Source organism: Curtobacterium sp. 22159, assembly GCF_052045775.1.
GTDB lineage: Bacteria > Actinomycetota > Actinomycetes > Actinomycetales > Microbacteriaceae > Curtobacterium.
In genome coordinates, this window is the sequence record NZ_JBQEPN010000012.1 from 107,566 (window position 1) to 124,813 (window position 17,248).

Below are 17,248 nucleotides of genomic sequence, written 5' to 3' on the forward strand. Positions count from 1 at the left end.
GGCCGCGGTGCGTCACGCCCGCGCGCCGCGGCCCCGTCCGCCCGCCGCGGCTGCGCCGCGTCAGACCCGCGGCGGCCCCGTCGTCGCCCGCACGACGAGGTGCGCCGGCGCCGCCGGCAACGGCTCGGCCGCGGCCCCGTCGACCTCGGCGAGCACCGCCCGCGCGGCCGTCCGGCCCTGCGCCTCGGGGTCCTGCGCCACGGTGGTCAGCCCGACGACCGCCCCGTACTCGTGCCCGTCGATCCCCATCACGGAGACGTCACGCGGCACGCAGAGCCCCGCTCGCCGCGCGGCGAGCACCACGCCGAGCGCCATCTCGTCCGAGGCGCAGAACACCGCGGTCGGCCGGTCCTCCGCGGGCCCGCCGAACAGGGTCGCGCCGGCGGCGACGCCCCCGGCGAACGAGAACCGTCCGTCGAGCACCCAGTCGTCCCGGACGGTCAGGCCCCGGGCCGCCATCGCGTCGACGAACCCGTCCCGTCGGAGCCACGGGACGGCGACGTTCATCCCCGCCTCGTCCTGCCCGCCGACGTAGGCGACGTCTCGGTGTCCGAGTCCGCAGAGGTGCTCCACCGCGAGTCCGGCCACGACGACGTCGTCGACGCCGACGTTCCGGATGCCGGCCGCCGGACCGCCGATCACGATCATCGGGTGCCGGGCGAGTTCGAGCTCGGCACGTTCGGTCTCGTCGAGGACGAGGGAGAGCAGCACGAGCGCGTCCACCCGGTGCCGGAGCATCGACCGGCGGAAGGCGCGGTCGCGGTCGCCTCCCGGGCCGCCGAGGTTGTAGAGCACGAGGTCGTACCCGGCCCGCCGCAGCTCGGCGTCGACGCCGCCCAGTGCCTTCACGTAGAACCACCGGTCGATCACCGGGACGACGACGCCGACCGCACGCTGTCGCCCGGTGGCGAGGCCGGCCGCCGCCGAACTCGGCACGTACCCGAGTTCGTCGGCGACCCGCCGCACCTGGTCGATCGTGGCGTCGGCGACGGTCGACATCCCGCGGAGCGCTCGGGACACCGTCGACTTCGACAGGCCGGTGACGGTCGCGATCTCCTGGATGCCCGGGGACACGGCCTGGAGGCCCGTCACCCGTCCGTCGGGCGCGTCGCGTCGCCGACGGGCCCGGTCGGGGCCCGGCCGGCCGGCCGTGGTGCCGCCGGCGCGTGCCCGAGCGGTGCGGCGTCGGCGCTCCACGCCACGTGGTCGACCGGCGCGGTGGCCCGCCCGCGCACACCGCTCCGGGCCGGACGACGGCCCGCGGGTGCGAGCTCGTCCCAGCCGGCGTGCCGGTGCTCGCGACCGTCGACGGCGACACGACCGGATCGCTCGGCGGTCCGGCTCGGGGTGCCGACCGGATCCCGGAGCGCGCCGATGCCGTCGGCCGGGGCGGTGCGCCGGAGCACCGACACCCGCCACCGGTCGAGCACCACGACACCGAGCACGCACACGAGCAGGACGAGCGCCCATCCGAGCGCCGGGCGGCCGGTCACCTCGCAGAACACGGTGACCCCGAGGAACAGGACCCCGAACATCCCGACGAAGCCGAGCGCCTCCTCGATGCGGGCGGTGGGCCGGGTGGGTCCGCGCTGTGCCATGGCCGTCAGCCCTTCACACCGCCGGCGGTGAGGCCGGCCACGATCCGCCGCTGGAAGATGAGCACGAGGATGACGAGCGGGATCGTGACGATCGTGCCCGCGGCCATCACCGCGGTGTACGGCTCCTGGTGCGGCACGCTGCCCTGGAAGCCGGCGATGGCGACCGTGACCGGCTGCGTGGCGTCCGAGGACAGCTGGGACGAGATGAGGTACTCGTTCCAGGAGGAGATGAACGCCAGGATCGCCGTGGTGAACACCGCGGGTGCGGCGAGCGGCATGATGATCCGCCGGAAGGCCTGCACCCGGGTGCACCCGTCGATGCGCGCAGCCTCCTCGAGGTCCCAGGGCATTTCGCGGAAGAACGACGCGAGCGTGTACACCGTGAGGGGCAGCACGAACGAGATGCTCGGCAGGATGAGCGCCTGGTAGGACCCCATCCACCCGATGTCCGTGAAGAGCTGGAACAGCGGGGAGATGAGGGCCACGCCGGGGAACATCGACGCGGCGAGGATCGCGCCGGCGATGAGCGACTTGCCCTTGAACTCCAGGCGGGCCAGCGCGTACGCGGCACTCGTGCCGACGAGCAGGGCGATGACCGTCACGGTCGCACCGATGAACAGGCTGTTGAGCAGTGCGCGTCCGAGGTGGTTCCCGAGCGCGGTGGAGAACGCCGTCGCGTAGTTGTCGAGCGTGACGTGCGTCGGCCACGGTGTCGCGTCGAACGTGAACCCGACGTCGCGGAAGCTCGTCACCACCATCCAGTAGAACGGCAGCAGGCACCAGACGGCGATGACGACGGCCTGCACGGCGGTGCGGATCTTCGGACCGGTGTGCCGCTTGACCCGGACGTCGGCGCGGTCGCCGGCACGGTCGGCGGCGACGGGGACGGACCGGGGGCGGTCGGCTGCGAGGGTCACTTGAGTTCACCCTTCTGCTGGGCTGCCTGCGTCTGGACGACGTTCGCGCCGAGGAACCGGACGAAGACGAACGCGACGATGAAGATCACCAGGAACGTGATGGTGGACAGAGCCGACGCGGAGTTGAACCCCTGACGGATCTGGTCGACCACGAGGATCGAGAGCGTGGTGGTCGCGTTGCCGGAGCCGCCGCCACCGCCGGTGAGGATCGCCGGCAGATCGTACATGCGCAGGGCGTCGAGGACGCGGAACAGCACCGCGACCATGAGCGCCGGCCGGATCAGCGGCAGCGTGATGTTCCAGAAGCGCTGGGCGGTGGAGGCGCCGTCCATCTTCCCGGCCTCGTAGACCTCCTCGGGGATGAGCTGCAGGCCCGCGAGGATGAGGAGCGCCATGAACGGGGTGGTCTTCCACGTGTCCGCGATGATGATCGCCCAGCGGGACGCCCACTCGCCGCTGGTCCAGAGGATCTGGTGCCCGAGCACGTGGTTGAGCACGCCGTTCGCGTCGAAGATGAAGTACCAGAGCTTCGCGGTGACGGCGGTCGGGATGGCCCACGGCACGAGGATCGCGGCACGGACGAGCGCGCGGCCCTTGAACTCGCGGTTCATGATGATCGCCATCCACACGCCGACCACGGTCTCGAGCGCGACGGTGACGACGGTGAAGAAGAAGGTGTTGCCCATCGACACCCAGAACTGGCTGCCGATGCTGCCGGGCGGGCAGGTGGTGTTGCCGCACTGCTGGGCGAGCCAGTGCACGTAGTTGGTGACGCCGGCGAAGCCGCCCTGCACGAACATGCCGGTGGCCTTGTCGAGTCCGGCGTCGAGCTGGAACGACTGGATGACCGCGCTGATCACCGGGTAGCCGATGACGATGGCGAGGAGCACGATCGTCGGGCCGATGAGGTACACGGCCCACCGGCCGTGCTCGGCGTTCAGTCCGCCCTTGCGCCGTCGGCGCTGGGGTTCCATCCCCTGGGGGTCGGGGATGGCGGCGGGGATCTCGGTTGCTGCTGACACGGGACGGCCTCCTTGCCGGGTGTCGGGACGCAGGATGGGATTGACGGGAGGCGCGGTGCGGTCTGGCACCGCGCCTCCCGTCCGGAGCGTGACGGGCTGCGTCAGCTGCCGCTGCTGGTGGCCGTCTTGAGGGCCGCCTGCATGTCCTTCATCGCCTCGTCGACGCTCTTGGATCCCTTGAGGGCCGCGTAGGTGTTGTCCTGGATCGCCTTCGTCACCGCGGGGTAGAACGGCGTCACGGGGCGCGGCTCGGCCGACTTGATCGACTCGAGCAGCGTCGGCAGGTACGGCAGCTTCGAGGTGAGCTCGGAGTCCGTGTAGAGGTCACCGACGACCGGGGCGAGCGAACCCTGGGTCGCGAAGAACTTCTGCGTCTCGTTCGACTCGAGGAACTCGAGGAAGTCGTGCGCCGTCGCCTTGTGCTTCGAGTACACGCTGATCGCCGCGTTGTGACCGCCGAGCGTCGAGGCACCCGTGCCGTCCTTGCCGGGGATCGGGGCGATGCCGAAGGTGTCCTTCACCTTGCTCGACCCGTCCGTCTTGGCGAGGTTGTACACGTACGGCCAGTTGCGCAGGAACAGCAGCTTGCCGTTCTCGAACGCGGTGCGGCCCTGCTCCTCCTGGTACGTGATCGCCTCGGCCGGGATGTTCCCGTCCTTGAAGGCGTCCACGAGGTTCTGCAGCCCGGCCTTCGCGTCCGCCGTGTCGACGTCCGGCGTGCCGCTCTTGCTGAGGACCGAGCCGCCCGAGCCGTTGATGGCCTCGGACGCGTTCACCGTCAGGCCCTCGTACTTGGCGAACTGGCCGGCGTAGCAGCCGATGCCCGCCTGCTTGGCGATGCTGCAGTCCTTCATCATGTCCGCCCACGTGGTCGGCGGCGTCTTGACGAGGTCCTTGCGGTAGTACAGGAGGGCACCGTCGGAGGTCTGCGGTGCCGCGTAGAGCGTGTTGTTGTACGTCGCGGTCTTCACCGTGGCCGGCAGGAGCTTCGACGTGTCGATCTTCATCTTGCCGGTGAGCGGCACGAGCCAGTTCTTGGCGGCGAACTCCGCCGTCCAGACGACGTCGACGTCCACCACGTCGTAGTTCGCGTCCTTCGCCTGGAAGTGCTGCACGAGGTCGTCGTGCTGCTGGTCGGCCTGGTCGGACTGCTCCTTGAAGGTGACCTTCTCGTCCGGGTGTGCCTTGTTCCACTTCGCGATCAGCGGGCGGACGACGTTCGAGTTGTCCTTGCCCTGCACGTACGTGATCGGCCCACGGCTGTCCTGGCCGCTCTTGCTGTCGTTCGATGCCGAGCTCCCGCTCGAGCAGCCGGTGAGCACGAGGCCGATGACCGCGACCCCCGCAACCGATGCGAACCGCACCTTGGCGCGTGTTGTCTTCACAGCGTTGTCTCCTCATCGAGATCACCAGGAGACGTCGATCGGGTGACGACGACGCTGCCTGGAGCAGGCGACGCTGCCTGCTGGTGGAGGAAGCTACGCCCGCTCACAGCGTTTCGCAACCGGTTGCAAAGATTCCGTGACCTCCTCGTGACCTGCGCCCCGTGCGGTGTTCCGCACGATCACCGCCACCGCACTCCCACGCCGTTGTCCGCCCTCGCGCCCGCACGTAGCGTCCACAGCATGGCCACCCTCCCCACCGCCACCACCGTGCCCGCACCCCGACGGGTGATCGGAGTCGACCTCGACGCGCCGCTCCCCCGCCTCGTCGCGGACCAGACCGGCTCGTCCGCCATGGTGATCGGCTACCGGAAGGGGCACCCCACCGGCACGCTCGACGTGCTGCTCACCGACGACCCCGCCGACGCCACACGCGCGCTCGAGGCCATGCAGGAGACCGTCCTCGCCGACGTGCAGCCCGTGCCGGACGACGCGCTCCCGTCCGTCTCCGTCGTCGTGTCGACCGTCGTCGACCGCGTCGAGGACCTCGACAGGCTGCTCGACGTCCTCGAGCACCTCGACTACCCGCGGCACGAGGTCATCCTCGTCGACAACCGCGTCACCCTGCCCGACGTCGACGCACTGCCCGCACTCCTCGAGGGGCGCGCCGTGCGGCTGGTCACCGAACGCCGACCCGGGCTCTCCGCCGGTCGGAACGCCGGCGTCGCAGCCGCACGCGGTGACGTCGTCGCCTTCACCGACGACGACGTCCGCGTCGACCCGCAGTGGCTCCGCGCCATCGGCTCCCGCTTCGTCACCGAGCCGGGGCTCGACGCCGTCACCGGTGTCATCCTGCCGAGCGAACTGACCACCCCCGCGCAGATCTGGTACGAGGCGTACTACGGGGGCTTCAGTGCCGAGCGGACGTTCTCCCCCGTCACGATCGTCCCCGACGACGTGCCGGGCACGATGCGGCACGCCCGCGTCCGCGCCGTCGCGCCCGACGGGTCCGTGCGCAAGCACTTCGCCGTGTACGGCATCGGCGCGTACGGCGCCGGGGCCAACATGGCGTACCGCCGCGCCCTCATCGAGGACGTCGGCGGCTTCGACACCACGCTCGGCGCCGGGTCCCCCGCCCGTGGCGGCGAAGACCTGGCGATGTTCATCGAGACCCTGTGGCGCGGCGGGCGCATCGGCTTCGAACCCCGTGCCGTCGTGCACCACCGGCACCGCCAGACGATCGAGGACCTGCACGCGCAGCTGCACGGCAACGGCGTCGGGTTCACCGCGCTCATGTGCGCGCTCGCCGCGAAGGACCGCCGACACCTGGCCGTGCTCGCGCGCCTCATGCCCCTCGCGGCGAAGGTGAAGTCGAAGCAGATGCTCTCCCGACTCTCCGGGCGCCGGGACGCCGCGACGGCGGTGACGAACGAGGCGTCCACGACCCGCATCCCCCGGACCCTGGCCTACCACGAGCTGCGGGGGTTCCCGGCGGGGCCGGCGGCCTGGTTCCGCAGTCGGCGGCGCTGGCGGGACGTGGAGGCGGGGCGGTTCCGGGCGGAGGGGAGAGCCCCGCGCCGTTGACGGTGTCGGCGTCCCCGTCGACACTGGGTGCGTGCGTGAGGGGCAACGTGTCGCTGCTGAGGCCGTGGACCGGTGCGGGTGACGGCGAGGGTGCGGCGCTCGGTGTCCCTGGTCGCCGCTGTGGTCGTCGTCGGTGTGATCGGGCTCGCCTGGACCTCGATCCGGGCGGACCGCGAGGCGGACCTCGCGCGGCCGGTGCCGACCAGCAGTGCCGCGAACACGGGCACGGGCACCGGTACGGTCGGAGGACCGTCGGACGGGGCGTCGCCGCCGCCGGCAACCGGTGCGCCGGACGCGACGCCGGCAGCCTCCGCTCCGGGCTCACCGCTCGACGACTGGTGGCGCCGGGTGCCGCCGGTCGCGGGCAGGCTCATCTGGATCGACCGGTACGCCGAGGGCCGTGTCCGCATCGATCGGGATGGTGACCGGCTCGTCGTCCACTTCGAGGACCTCGTGCTCGCCGCGTACGACAGCGAGGTGCGATCGGCACGCGTGGTGCTGTCCGAGGGAACCGTCGTCGGCGAGCGCCGGGGGTACTGGTCGCAGGAGGGCCGGCCGTACGAGGTCGGGGCCATCCCGTCCGGCCGACGGTCGCTGTCCATCGACGTCCCGTCGCCCTCGAACGTGCCCGACGCGGTCCGGTCGATCGTCCTGCTCGACGCAGACACCGGCGAGGTGCTCGGCGGGGCGCCACTGCTCCCGGTCGGATCCCGTCCGGCTCCGGAGTGAGGACGACGCACTCAGCTGGTGCGCCCCATCGGCTCTGAAGCCGTCGGTGTCAGTCCGTGCCCCGGCCCGCTGACCGTCGGGCTCGCCCGATCCGCCAGATCGACACGGCGACCACCACGGCGGCGACCGAGCAGACGATCCAGGCGCCCGCGACCCCGATCACCGGTTCGGTCGAGCAGGAGCTGACGCTTTCGCCCGTGGCAGCATCGACACAGCTGGTCGACTGCACCAGGGTGAGGAACAGCGCCGTGACGGTCGTGACGACGGCGACGGTGCTCCACGCGACGACGCGGTCCACGCGTGCTCCCTCCCACGACGCGGACAGGTGATCCCGAGCGTGGCACACGCCGGGCTCGTCGGCCAGCCCCACGTCCGCCGCACTCCGTCGGAGCGACTGGCTGAGCGTCCGGGCACGCTCAGCTGGGAGGGTCGTCGTGTGACGTACGTGTTGATCCTCGCCTGTCTGCTCGTCGGGACCGTCCTGCAGCGGCTCGCCGGGATCGGCTTCGGGTTGTTCGCCACCCCGTTGCTCGTCCTCGCGCTCGGGCCGGGACCTGGCGTCGTCGCCGTCGTCATCTGTGGTGGCAGCGCGTCCGTGCTGTTGCTCGTGCAACAGTGGCGCGCTGTCGAATGGCGCGCCGCCGTCCCGCTCGCCGTGGGTGGGGTGATCGGTGTCGTGCCAGGGTCGCCGTCCACGCGATGCTCCCCGGGGGACCGTTGCAGGTGACCATCGGCAGCGTGACGTTGGTGCTCCTCGGCGTCGTCGTCGTGCTCGACCGGTTCCGGCGTTCCGACGGTGAGAGCGATCGCGTGCACTCCCTCCTGGCGACCACGACCACCGGGATCACGGCAGGGGCGATCAACGTGGTCGCCGGGGTGGGCGGGGTGCCGTTGTCGGTGTTCGCCGTGCTCACGCGCTGGCGCTCCGCTGCCTTCGCGGCCAGTTCGCAGTTCGTGTTCACCGTCATGTGCGTCGCCACGATCGCGGGTCTGGCGACCGTCGGGTCCCTCGAACTGCCGACGTTCACCGCCGCCCAGTGGGTGGGTGCCGCTGCCGCCATCTTCGTCGGCGTCGCCGCGGGGCCCTGGCTCGCGCGGCACACCTCCCAGCGGACCGCCCGGACGATCATGCTCGTCACCGCCGGGGCGGGTGCCGTCGCGAGCATCGTCAAGGGCATCACCATGGCCTGACCCCGGCGCTTCCCGGGCGCGCGACCGCGCTTAGGGTCAGGGCATGGGAACCGAGGACTGGACCATCAACCACTTCTCCCAGAGCAACCCGGTGGGTCGAGGGCAAGGGAACGTGGCCGCACTGTTGCGACGGGTCGCGCAGACGATCGACGACCTGGGAGACGTCTCGGTGCAGGACATCACGTTCGTGAGCAGTGTGACCGACGGGGAAGACGACCTCACGATGACCGTCTACTACCACCCCGAGCCGCGCCGACGTTGACCAGGAGCACGCCGGCCCCGACTGCTCCTCCACCTGGCTCGCCGCCGGGCGGATCAGGTCTCGTCGGAGCGTCTCCCGCGCGTCATCGCCCGGACTGCACCGCAGGCGCCAGCACGCCGTGCAGTGCCGCCCACTGCAGCAACAGGATCGTCTTGCCGTCGACGATCCGACCGTCCTCGATCATCGCCAGGGCCTCGTCGGCGGGCACCTCGAGGACCTCGATCTCCTCGCCTTCGTCGGCGACTCCACCGCCGACGTCCACCAGGTCCTCCGGGCCGTACGGCGCCGCGTAGCAGTGGACCCGCTCGGTCACCGAACCGGGGCTCATGTACGCGTCGACGACGTGGATCAGCTGGCCGAGCCGGACGCCGAGTTCCTCGGACGCCTCCCGGCGGACGGCGGTCTCGGGGTCGTCGGCGTCGAGGAGTCCGGCGGCGACCTCGACGAGCATGCCGTCGGGGTGGTCGTTCACGTACGCCGGCCACCGGAACTGTCGTGTGAGCAGCACGGTGCCGCGATGCGGGTCGTACGGGAGGACCGCGGCCCCGTTGCCCCGGTCGTAGGTCTCGCGTTGCTGCGTGGTCCACGAGCCGTCCCGACCGCGGATGTCGAAGGTGGTCCGGCGCAGCACGTGCCAGCCGTCCGAGGTGACCTCGACGTCACGGACGACCACGTCCGGGTTGCGCGTGAGGTCACGCCCGACGCGGTCGAGACCGGTCCGTCCCCTGCTGTCCGGTTCGGTCACCCCACGCGTCGTCGTCATGCTCCGACGCTAGCCGACCGCGCGGGACCCCTCTGCCGTCGAGCACCCATCGCATCTACCGGCCGGTAGGTAGACTGGCGGCATGACTGCACAGCAGCACCCGGTCGCGGCACCGCACCGAGGGACCGACACGCGGGCGCGAGCCCGAGCCGCCGCGCTGGAACTGTTCACCCGGCAGGGCTACGAGGCGACGTCGTTGCGCCAGATCGCCGAGGTGGTCGGCATCAACAAGGCGTCGTTGTACCACCACTTCACGAGCAAGGAAGCGATCCTGCAGTCGCTCTTCGAGGAGCGCGGCACCGAGGCCGCGGAGCTCCTCGCGTGGATCCGGGAGCAGCCCCGCACGCCCCGGCTGCTCGAGGAGGCCGTGCTGCGCTGGGTCGACACGTTCACCAGCGAGAAGCTGGCCGGCATCCGGTTCATGACGGCGAACCCGCTCGTGGTCCGGGAGCTCACCGATCGGGACGGCGGCCGCATCGGGAACTCCTTGCAGGGGATCGCCGACGAGCTCGTCGCGCTCCTCCCCCGACGCAGCGGGGAGGACGCGCTCCTGGTCCGGATGGCGATCCTGAGCATCAACGCCGCAGTGCAGGCGGCCGCGAACACCGACGTGGCCGACTCCGACATCGTCGCCGCCGCACGTCGATCGGCGAGGGCCCTGGTCCGGGCGATCGGGAGCACCCGGTGAGTGTCCTCCTCGTCGTCCAGCTGGTCCTCGTCGGGTTGCTCGCGGGCGAGGAGTTCATCGTCCGCTGGGGTGTCCAACCGGCGCTCTCGTCGCTGCCCGACGACGCGCACGTCCGAACCCGCATCGCGCTCGTGAAGCGGCTCAAGGTCGTCGTACCGATCCTGATGATCCCGGCCGTGCTGGCCTCGGTCGCCGTGCTCGTCCTGGTCACGGACCAGAGCGGCCTCGAGTGGCGCATCGCCGGGGTGACGGCCGTGGCGGTCTTCCTGGGAGCGTCGTTCCTCGGCACCGTCCCGATCAACATGGGCGTCAACGACTGGGACGCCACCGCGCCTCCCCCGGACTGGCGACGCGTCGTGACGAAGTGGGAGCGGATCGACGTCCTCCGCTCGACCGCAGCCGGCGTCGCGTTCGTGCTGTTCGTCATCGGCGTCGTCCAGCTGCTCGCCTGACCTCCGCAGCGTGGGGCTTTCCTCATGTACCGGAGAACCAGTACGGTTCCTGTGCACTTCCTTCGTGCACCCCACCCGTGATCAGAAAGGACGCGACGCCATGAGCGACGTCACGCCCCCCTCCCACCAGCCCCAGCAGCCCGCCCCGGCTGCGCCGTACGCACAGCAGCCCGCCGACCAGCGGTTCAGTGTCCTCGCGATCGTCGGGTTCGTCCTGGCGTTCGTCGTCAACATCGCCGGACTCGTGGTCTCGATCATCGCGCTCGTCCAGGTCCGCAAGACCGGCGAACGCGGTCGGGGGCTCGCCCTGGCCGGCATCATCATCAGCGCGCTGTCGCTGATCCTCGGCGTGGTGTCGATCATCATCCTGGTCGCCGCCGCCGCGAACGCCCCGTCGTACTCCGGCACCTACTGACCCGGCAGCTGCCGACCCGAGGCCGTGCACCGTCGACAACGACGGTGCACGGCCTCCGTGTCACCCAGATGGAGCGAAGCGGACCGGACTAGCGTCACTCCCGACCGAGGGTTCCACGCACGTCGCCTCACCGAGCGACAGCGACCCTGGGTGGATCAGGACGAGGATGGACCGATGACCACAGACGATCAGGGCCGCATGAGGAGTGCACTCGTCGCAGCGCTGAGCGTCGCGGACGCCGCTCCCGCGGAGCGGTTCGAGCGCATCGTGCGGATCGCCCGCGAGGTCTTCGACGTCCCGCTCGCGTACGTGAACCTCCTCGACGAGGACCTGCTGCACACCCTCACGCCGAACTCGCCCGAGGAGATCACCTCCGGGCCGATCGGGTGGTCGTTCTGCCAGCTCACCGTGCAGCAGATGGAGCCGACCATCGTCCCGGACACCACCGCCGATGCGCGGACGGTCGACCTGCCCGGTGTCACCAAGCGGGGGATCCGCTTCTACGCGGGCGTGCCGCTGACCATCGCCGGTGGCGAGCCGGTCGGCACGCTCTGCCTGATGGACACGCACCCGCGGGACTTCTCCCCGCAGGAGTCCGCGGCACTCATCGACTTCGGGCGGTGGGCCGAACGCGCTCTCGGCCAGGGCCTCCACCACGACCGCCTGCTCGAGGTCGCGACCGCGCTCGTCCCGACCGCCCTCACCGTCGGCGACGTCCACATCGGCGCCGTCGCGGTGCCCTACGGCGACGTGAGCGGCGACCTGCACGACTGGTCCGTCGACGACGGCGTGCTGACGTTCACGCTCGCCGACGTGATGGGCAAGGAGCAGCCTGCCGCCCTGCTCGCCGCCGGCATCCGTGCCGGGCTCCGGCAGCACCGGACGCTCGATCCGCTCGCGGCGGTGGCTGCGGCCGAGCCGGCACTGAGCGAGGACCTCGTCCGGGCGAACGCCTTCGCGACGCTGTTCCACGCCCGCCTCCACCCGGGGACCGGTGTGGTCGACGTGGTCGACGCCGGCCACGGACTCGCGGTGCACGTCCGCGCCGACGGCGCTCCGCACACCCTCCGCTCCCGCGGGCTCCCGCTGGGGCTGCACCACGAGGGACGACCCCGGACGTCGACGACCTTCGTCCTCGAGCCGGGTGACGCCCTCATCGTCGCGAGCGACGGTGTACTCGACCTCGGCGACGGGACGATCGACACGCTGCACGACCTCGTGCGGACCTACCGGCGTGCCCGGAGTCTCGAGACGTTCCTCGAGAACGTGCGCCTGCGTGCGGCGGAGCGTGCCGAGGACGACGTGACCGTGGTCGTCCTCCAGCGTGGACCGACGGGGCTCGGGCGTCAGGACTCCTGAGGTCGTGCGCGCGTGCGGCGCCCCCGACCTAGGCTTGACGGATGCTCTCACGACGCGACGCTGCCGTCCGACTCGACATCCCCCTCGAGATGGCGGCGCGCCACGGGATCCCCGCGCACCTCACCGAGGACGAGCTCACGGCGATCGAACAGGACCCGCCAGCGTGGCTCGTCCAGTCCCGCGCGAACCGCACCGGCGTCAAGAAGGTGTGGGTGCGCCTCCAGTGCGAGGTCTGCGGCAGAACGGAGGAAGCGCGCCCGAAGAAGTGGTGGCCCGACTGGGACCACCTCGTGTGCGACGACCACGCGTCGTCCCAGGCACCGGAACCCGCAGCCGGGTCCACGCGACACGAGGTCGAGGGCATCGGGAGCCGGTTCATCGCCCTCGTGGACGAGCAGGTCTAGCGAGCAGGACCAGCCGCCCTGCGCCGCTGCGTTGGTGGCGCGAACCGACTCGGCCGGAGTCCGGCAGTATCGAGATGTCGTCATCTCCGAAGGAGTCCCCGTGCGAGTGCTGCTGTACCTGCTGATGATCCTGATCACGACGACGTTGTGCCTCGGCGCCGGCCTGCTCGTCGGTCTGACCTTCGGCGGCGCGCCCCGGGGCATCCTCGTGGCGGCTGCGGTCGCCTCACCGTTCCTCGTCGTGGTGCCGGTCGTGGTCGGGGCGTTCGCCGCGTACTGGGACCCCCGTTCCTCGACCGAGGCTCGGAGGTACCTCGGATGGTGGTTCCTCGGCGCCGCCGCCGTCGACGTCGTCGCTGCGGCCGTCGTCGTCACGGCCGCACTGGCAGCGCAGGCACCTGCCTGGGTCCCGGTGCTGCTCGTCGGGGGTGCCGCCGTCCTCCTCGCCGTCGCGAGACCGCTGGGCACCCTGTTCCGGCGGACGGAGCCGCCCGTGGTCGGGCCAGCGGACGCCGTCCTGCCGGACGCACAGGTCATCCGTCGGAAGGTCCGCGCCATCGCCGTGACGTTCGTCGTTTCCGCCGCCGTCGCGACGATCGGTGTGGCGCTGCTCGCAGTGCTCGACGACGGGCACGGCTCCGTGCCGACGCAGGCGGTCTTCCTGGCCGGTCAGCTGACCTTCACGGCGACGGCGCTCGCGACGGTGATCGTGTCCCTCCCGTTCAGCCACGCGCTCCGGGACACCGGCGGACGGGACATCGGGAGGCTGCGCAGGTTCGGAAGGGTCGTCCTGCGCGGCAAGGCGCTCCCGCTCGATGACGCGGACGAGCGCGCGGCGCTCCAGTACGCGCGTCTCATCCCGCTGGTCCTCCAGTTCCAGCTGGTCTTCACCGGTCTGCTGTACGTCGCCATCGCCTTCCAGTTCGTCTCCTCCGCGGTCCGGGGAGAGCTCGGGTTGCTCCCCGCCGTCACCCTGCCCGCGTTGGCGGTCGTCCTCCTCGTCGTCGTACCGCTGACGGTGCGTCGCATCCGGCGCGCGCAGGCCTACGTCGGCAGTCACGACGGCGCGCAACGGGACGTCCAGAGCGCGGAGGCACGGGCCGTCTGACGCGGCCGGGACGGATCACCGAGATGGGGGCCCGTCGACCTGTTCCGGCGCATCCATCGGGGTGAGGTCACGTCGGTGGACGTGTCCGTGGCTGCTCACGACGGAGTTCGCCGGGACGTCCTTGGCGATCACGGCGCCGGCAGCCACGACCGAGAACGCGCCGATCCGCACGCCGGGGGCGACGGTGACGTCGGCGCCGATCCAGACGTTGTCCTCGATGACGATCGGTGCGGCCGTGATGCCGGCACGGCGTTCGGCGGGCTCGACGGGATGCCCGGCCGTGGCCAGGGTCACTCCGGGGCCGATGAGGACGTCGTCACCGATGCTGATGCCGCCGATGTCGTAGAACGAGCAGTTCTGGTTCACGAAGACGCGTTCGCCGAAGTGCAGGTCCAGTCCGTGGTCGCAGGAGAACGGCGGGTACAGGGTCAGGGTGTCCGGTGCCGGACGGCCGAGGATCTCACCGAGCAGCGCCGTCCGGGTCTCGACGTCGGAGTGGCGCAGCACGTTGAGGCGAGACGTCAGGTCCATGACGACCTGGGTCCGTTCCGTGACTGCTCGGGATGCAGCGGTCCGACGCGGGATCAGTTGTTCGTTCCTCATGCGCCGATGATCGCAGGGCCGGACGTCACCGCGACCACTACGGTCACGATCATGACGAACGAGCGCGTGGCGGACTTCTACCGCCGGTTCGCACTGCGCGAGGCTCGCGGGCAGTCGACGACGTACGAAGCCTGGGGGCTCGGCGTGGCGGAGGACCCCGCAGTGCTCGCCCGCATCGCACCGCTCCCCGGGATGAAGAAGCAGCCGAACCTGGTGTTCGCCGCGGCCCGGTTCCACGGGGCACCCGAGAGCACCTACGACGAGTTCCGTTCCTGGCTGCTCGAACACTGGGACCAGGTCGAGCCGACGATCCTCGCCCGGTCCACGCAGACGAACGAGGCAGGGAGGTGCGCGGTGCTGCTCCCCGTCCTCAGCCGCTTCGAGGGGCCGCTGGCACTCATCGAGGTCGGCGCCTCGGCTGGCTTGTGCCTCCACCCCGATCGCTACAGCTACCGCTACGCGGTCGGTGAGCAGACGGTCGCGCTCGATCCGGTCGCCGGACCGAGCCCGGTCGTCCTCCCGTGCCGCATCGACGGCGGGAGCGTTCCGCGAGGGCTGCCGGACGTGCGGTGGCGTACGGGCATCGACCTCGAGCCGTTGTCGCCGGACGACCCCGGTGATCGCGCGTGGCTGCGCACCCTGGTCTGGCCAGGACAGGAGGAGCGGCGGCAACGACTCGATGCTGCCCTCAGGATCGCGAGCGACGAGACCGTCCACATCAGGTCCGGCGACCTCGTCGACTCGATCGGGCATGCGATCGCGGACGCCCCGTCGGACGCGCACGTGGTGGTGTTCCACAGCGCAGTCCTCGTGTACGTCGACGAAGACCGGCGGCGACGATTCGAGGCACTGATGCGGTCCCGTCCGGACGTGAGCTGGATCAGCAACGAAGGAGAGCGTGTCCTCCCACGCGTCGCCGAGCGGCTCCCCCGCCCGGCCGGCGGCTCGGCCGTGCTCGCAGTCGACGAGGAGCCGGTCGCGTTCGTCGGCCCACACGGACAGAGCTACGAATCGATCGTCCGCTGAGCGGCGTGCGGTGGCGATCACGAGCCGTACGCTGTCTCCGGTGAGCACGTGGGTCCGGTACCAGAGCGCTGTTCCCAACCGGCACGGTCGGTTCCCCGGCGTGTTCGCCCTCGCGAACGGGCTGCACCGAAGCGGTCTGCTCCGTCCGGCGGACGCGGAACTGCACCGCGAAGCGAACCGGGCGGCGAGCGGCGCCTACCCGGACCCGTCGACGGTCCAGCCCGGCTGCTACGACCGAGACCGCAATCCCGGCGCCCGAGCGTGGTTCGCCGCAGACGCGGCCCATCTCCTGACGTTGGTCGAACCGTACCTCGGGCTCCTCGACCGGTACGGGGTGCCGTGGACGGAACTCCGGACGAGCTCCCCCGGCCGGATCGTCTACCGCGATCCCGTCCAGGTCATCGCCGTGCCGCTCGCCTTCCCGGACGACTGGCCGTTCCCGTCTTCCCGGGAGGCCGTGCGCAGTCCCGCAGGACCGTGATCGTCCCGACGCGGGACCGGGAGGCGCGCCCCGCTCCGACGCATCGGCGCGCGACGCGAACCGCGGCGTCGGGACCGCAGGCGGCGCGGCGGAAGTGATCCGTTCCTCCTGGCCCTGCCCCGCACTCAGGCCCGGAGCGCTCGCCGGATCCCCTGCACGTACCGTTCGGGCTCCTCCCACGCTGCGAAGTGGCCGCCGTTCGGGAACTCGAGCCAGTCGACGACGGTGAAGAACCGCTCGACGAACTGCTTGGGCGCGTTGACGAGGTCGACGGGGAAGACGGTGACCACGGTCGGGATGGTGATCCGAGGCCAGTCCTTCGCCGCGGCACGTGCGTACGGGGCGAAGGACGTACCGATCGCTCCCGTGAACCAGTAGGCCGAGATCCAGGTCAACGCTTCGTCAGGGGTGAACGCACCGGAGAGTCCGTCCCCGTCCGTCCAGTCGGCGAGCTTCTCGAGCAGCCACGCCGCCAGTCCTGCCGGGGAGTCCCCGAGTCCGACCGCGAGGGTCCGGGGCCGGGTCGACTGCTCGTGCATGTAGCCGCCCGACCGCTGCTGCCAGGCGTGTCCGCGCTCGACGTAGGCGCGTTCCTCGTCGTCGAGGTCATCGGGCAGGTCGAAGAGGAAGTGGTACTGCGACAGGTCGGTGAGGTGGAGCGCCCTCACCGCGCTGCCTTGCCGTGCGGCCAATGCCTCTGCGACGTCGCACCCGACGTCGCCGGCCGAGACCACGTACTCGTCGAACCCGAGCTCCGTCATGGCAGCGGCGACAGCGTCGGCCATCTCGACCGACGACAGCCCACCGGCCCCGACGGGCGCTGCGAACGGGAATCCGGGAAGTGCCGGGGCGACGACGGTGACGTCCTCCAGGAGTGGGAACACCCGCTCGAACCGCAGGACCGAGTCGGGCCATCCGTGCAGGAGCAGCACCACCGGAGCGTCCGAGCTGGGGGCGCGTCGCACGACCGCGCGGATCGGGACGGAGGTGTGCTCCGTCTCCTGCCAGCCCCACCCGTCGATGCGGCGTTCGTGGGCACGCCAGTCGTACTCGTCGACCCAGAACCGGAGGATGTCGGACAGCAGGTCCGGTGCGACGCCGACGTCGCCGTCGAGGTGCGGGGACGGGACCCGGCGGAACGCGCGCACTCGCTGGACCAGGTCCGCCAGAGCGGTGTCCGTCACCGTGCCGATGCTCGCTTCTCGCATCTTCGCTCCTTCGCTCCTTCGTGGTCGAGTGGGCCCCTGGCCTCGTGGTCGCAGGC

22 protein-coding genes are annotated in these 17,248 nt (G+C 71.1%); 13 read left to right on the plus strand and 9 right to left on the minus strand.

Features of this window, described 5'->3' with window-relative positions; genetic code table 11:
• Positions 1-60: 60 nt before the first annotated feature.
• The 5 genes from ACTJKO_RS14310 to ACTJKO_RS14330 all read right to left on the minus strand — a co-directional run bounded on the left by ACTJKO_RS14310 (position 61) and on the right by ACTJKO_RS14330 (position 4,922).
• On the minus strand, positions 61-1,092 hold the full coding sequence (locus ACTJKO_RS14310; protein ID WP_440689809.1) for a LacI family DNA-binding transcriptional regulator: 1,032 nt from the start codon (positions 1,090-1,092) through the stop codon (positions 61-63).
• A complete protein-coding gene (locus ACTJKO_RS14315; RefSeq protein WP_440689810.1) occupies positions 1,089-1,598 on the minus strand; it encodes a hypothetical protein in 510 nt (169 codons plus the stop codon). Before ACTJKO_RS14315 ends, ACTJKO_RS14310 begins: the two co-directional genes overlap by 4 nt.
• Positions 1,599-1,603: 5 nt before the next feature.
• Entirely contained in the window at positions 1,604-2,416 is an 813-nt protein-coding gene (locus tag ACTJKO_RS14320; protein WP_440689858.1) for a carbohydrate ABC transporter permease, read from the minus strand.
• Positions 2,417-2,511: 95 nt separating this feature from the next.
• The gene (locus tag ACTJKO_RS14325; protein WP_440689859.1) at positions 2,512-3,489 is read right to left on the minus strand and encodes a carbohydrate ABC transporter permease; all 978 of its coding nucleotides are present in this window, start codon (positions 3,487-3,489) and stop codon (positions 2,512-2,514) included.
• A 149-nt stretch (positions 3,490-3,638) separates the two neighbouring features.
• Positions 3,639-4,922: an ABC transporter substrate-binding protein gene (locus ACTJKO_RS14330; RefSeq protein ID WP_440689811.1), complete on the minus strand. Its 1,284-nt coding sequence runs from the start codon at positions 4,920-4,922 to the stop codon at positions 3,639-3,641.
• A gap of 240 nt (positions 4,923-5,162) precedes the next feature.
• Between ACTJKO_RS14330 and ACTJKO_RS14335 the strand changes: the two genes are divergently transcribed.
• Positions 5,163-6,503, plus strand: a complete 1,341-nt coding sequence (locus ACTJKO_RS14335; protein ID WP_440689812.1) for a glycosyltransferase — start codon at positions 5,163-5,165, stop codon at positions 6,501-6,503.
• Positions 6,504-6,605: 102 nt separating this feature from the next.
• Entirely contained in the window at positions 6,606-7,232 is a 627-nt protein-coding gene (locus tag ACTJKO_RS14340; RefSeq protein WP_440689813.1) for a hypothetical protein, read from the plus strand.
• A 49-nt stretch (positions 7,233-7,281) separates the two neighbouring features.
• Here ACTJKO_RS14340 and ACTJKO_RS14345 read toward each other — a convergent pair whose 3' ends face one another.
• Positions 7,282-7,530: a hypothetical protein gene (locus tag ACTJKO_RS14345; protein WP_440689814.1), complete on the minus strand. Its 249-nt coding sequence runs from the start codon at positions 7,528-7,530 to the stop codon at positions 7,282-7,284.
• 138 nt (positions 7,531-7,668) lie between these two features.
• On the opposite strand from ACTJKO_RS14345, the gene ACTJKO_RS14350 reads away from it, so the two are divergent.
• Genes ACTJKO_RS14350 through ACTJKO_RS14360 form a run of 3 tightly spaced genes read left to right on the plus strand, consistent with a single transcriptional unit; the run spans position 7,669 to position 8,685 of the window.
• The gene (locus tag ACTJKO_RS14350) at positions 7,669-7,959 is read left to right on the plus strand and encodes a TSUP family transporter (protein WP_440689815.1); all 291 of its coding nucleotides are present in this window, start codon (positions 7,669-7,671) and stop codon (positions 7,957-7,959) included.
• 11 nt (positions 7,960-7,970) lie between these two features.
• A complete protein-coding gene (locus tag ACTJKO_RS14355; protein ID WP_440689816.1) occupies positions 7,971-8,423 on the plus strand; it encodes a TSUP family transporter in 453 nt (150 codons plus the stop codon).
• 43 nt (positions 8,424-8,466) lie between these two features.
• Positions 8,467-8,685, plus strand: coding sequence for a hypothetical protein (locus ACTJKO_RS14360; RefSeq protein ID WP_440689817.1), 219 nt, complete (start codon positions 8,467-8,469; stop codon positions 8,683-8,685).
• Positions 8,686-8,767: 82 nt separating this feature from the next.
• Here ACTJKO_RS14360 and ACTJKO_RS14365 read toward each other — a convergent pair whose 3' ends face one another.
• Entirely contained in the window at positions 8,768-9,448 is a 681-nt protein-coding gene (locus tag ACTJKO_RS14365; RefSeq protein ID WP_440689818.1) for an NUDIX domain-containing protein, read from the minus strand.
• An 82-nt stretch (positions 9,449-9,530) separates the two neighbouring features.
• Between ACTJKO_RS14365 and ACTJKO_RS14370 the strand changes: the two genes are divergently transcribed.
• From ACTJKO_RS14370 to ACTJKO_RS14395, 6 genes are all read left to right on the plus strand, one after another.
• The gene (locus ACTJKO_RS14370; RefSeq protein ID WP_440689819.1) at positions 9,531-10,136 is read left to right on the plus strand and encodes a TetR/AcrR family transcriptional regulator; all 606 of its coding nucleotides are present in this window, start codon (positions 9,531-9,533) and stop codon (positions 10,134-10,136) included.
• Positions 10,133-10,588, plus strand: coding sequence for an anthrone oxygenase family protein (locus ACTJKO_RS14375; protein WP_440689820.1), 456 nt, complete (start codon positions 10,133-10,135; stop codon positions 10,586-10,588). The genes ACTJKO_RS14370 and ACTJKO_RS14375 overlap by 4 nt, the downstream gene beginning before the upstream one ends.
• Positions 10,589-10,688: 100 nt before the next feature.
• A complete protein-coding gene (locus ACTJKO_RS14380; RefSeq protein ID WP_440689821.1) occupies positions 10,689-11,003 on the plus strand; it encodes a DUF4190 domain-containing protein in 315 nt (104 codons plus the stop codon).
• Between the two features lie 174 nt (positions 11,004-11,177).
• A complete protein-coding gene (locus ACTJKO_RS14385) occupies positions 11,178-12,362 on the plus strand; it encodes a PP2C family protein-serine/threonine phosphatase (RefSeq protein ID WP_440689822.1) in 1,185 nt (394 codons plus the stop codon).
• A 41-nt stretch (positions 12,363-12,403) separates the two neighbouring features.
• Positions 12,404-12,766 (plus strand): hypothetical protein, encoded by a 363-nt coding sequence (locus ACTJKO_RS14390; RefSeq protein WP_440689823.1) that lies wholly within the window; start codon positions 12,404-12,406, stop codon positions 12,764-12,766.
• A 100-nt stretch (positions 12,767-12,866) separates the two neighbouring features.
• Positions 12,867-13,874 (plus strand): hypothetical protein, encoded by a 1,008-nt coding sequence (locus ACTJKO_RS14395; protein ID WP_440689824.1) that lies wholly within the window; start codon positions 12,867-12,869, stop codon positions 13,872-13,874.
• A 15-nt stretch (positions 13,875-13,889) separates the two neighbouring features.
• Here the strand turns inward: ACTJKO_RS14395 and ACTJKO_RS14400 are convergent, their stop codons facing one another.
• A complete protein-coding gene (locus ACTJKO_RS14400) occupies positions 13,890-14,477 on the minus strand; it encodes a sugar O-acetyltransferase (protein WP_440689825.1) in 588 nt (195 codons plus the stop codon).
• A gap of 51 nt (positions 14,478-14,528) precedes the next feature.
• Here ACTJKO_RS14400 and ACTJKO_RS14405 point away from each other — a divergent pair, with 51 nt between their 5' ends.
• Both ACTJKO_RS14405 and ACTJKO_RS14410 read left to right on the plus strand, forming a co-directional pair.
• Entirely contained in the window at positions 14,529-15,503 is a 975-nt protein-coding gene (locus ACTJKO_RS14405; protein WP_440689826.1) for a DUF2332 domain-containing protein, read from the plus strand.
• 40 nt (positions 15,504-15,543) lie between these two features.
• Positions 15,544-15,984, plus strand: coding sequence for a hypothetical protein (locus ACTJKO_RS14410; RefSeq protein ID WP_440689827.1), 441 nt, complete (start codon positions 15,544-15,546; stop codon positions 15,982-15,984).
• 125 nt (positions 15,985-16,109) lie between these two features.
• Here ACTJKO_RS14410 and ACTJKO_RS14415 read toward each other — a convergent pair whose 3' ends face one another.
• Complete coding sequence (locus ACTJKO_RS14415; RefSeq protein WP_440689828.1) at positions 16,110-17,192, minus strand: epoxide hydrolase family protein; 1,083 nt, start codon at positions 17,190-17,192, stop codon at positions 16,110-16,112.
• Positions 17,193-17,248 lie beyond the last annotated feature (56 nt).

Coding starts and splice junctions, on each gene's coding strand:
- ACTJKO_RS14315 (WP_440689810.1), bottom strand. CDS start 1,598: ATGGCACAGCGCGGACCCACCCGGCCCACCGCCCGCATCGAGGAGGCG.
- ACTJKO_RS14365 (WP_440689818.1), bottom strand. CDS start 9,448: ATGACGACGACGCGTGGGGTGACCGAACCGGACAGCAGGGGACGGACC.
- ACTJKO_RS14380 (WP_440689821.1), top strand. CDS start 10,689: ATGAGCGACGTCACGCCCCCCTCCCACCAGCCCCAGCAGCCCGCCCCG.
- ACTJKO_RS14360 (WP_440689817.1), top strand. CDS start 8,467: ATGGGAACCGAGGACTGGACCATCAACCACTTCTCCCAGAGCAACCCG.
- ACTJKO_RS14385 (WP_440689822.1), top strand. CDS start 11,178: ATGACCACAGACGATCAGGGCCGCATGAGGAGTGCACTCGTCGCAGCG.
- ACTJKO_RS14405 (WP_440689826.1), top strand. CDS start 14,529: ATGACGAACGAGCGCGTGGCGGACTTCTACCGCCGGTTCGCACTGCGC.
- ACTJKO_RS14370 (WP_440689819.1), top strand. CDS start 9,531: ATGACTGCACAGCAGCACCCGGTCGCGGCACCGCACCGAGGGACCGAC.
- ACTJKO_RS14390 (WP_440689823.1), top strand. CDS start 12,404: ATGCTCTCACGACGCGACGCTGCCGTCCGACTCGACATCCCCCTCGAG.
- ACTJKO_RS14400 (WP_440689825.1), bottom strand. CDS start 14,477: ATGAGGAACGAACAACTGATCCCGCGTCGGACCGCTGCATCCCGAGCA.
- ACTJKO_RS14415 (WP_440689828.1), bottom strand. CDS start 17,192: ATGCGAGAAGCGAGCATCGGCACGGTGACGGACACCGCTCTGGCGGAC.
- ACTJKO_RS14335 (WP_440689812.1), top strand. CDS start 5,163: ATGGCCACCCTCCCCACCGCCACCACCGTGCCCGCACCCCGACGGGTG.
- ACTJKO_RS14325 (WP_440689859.1), bottom strand. CDS start 3,489: ATGGAACCCCAGCGCCGACGGCGCAAGGGCGGACTGAACGCCGAGCAC.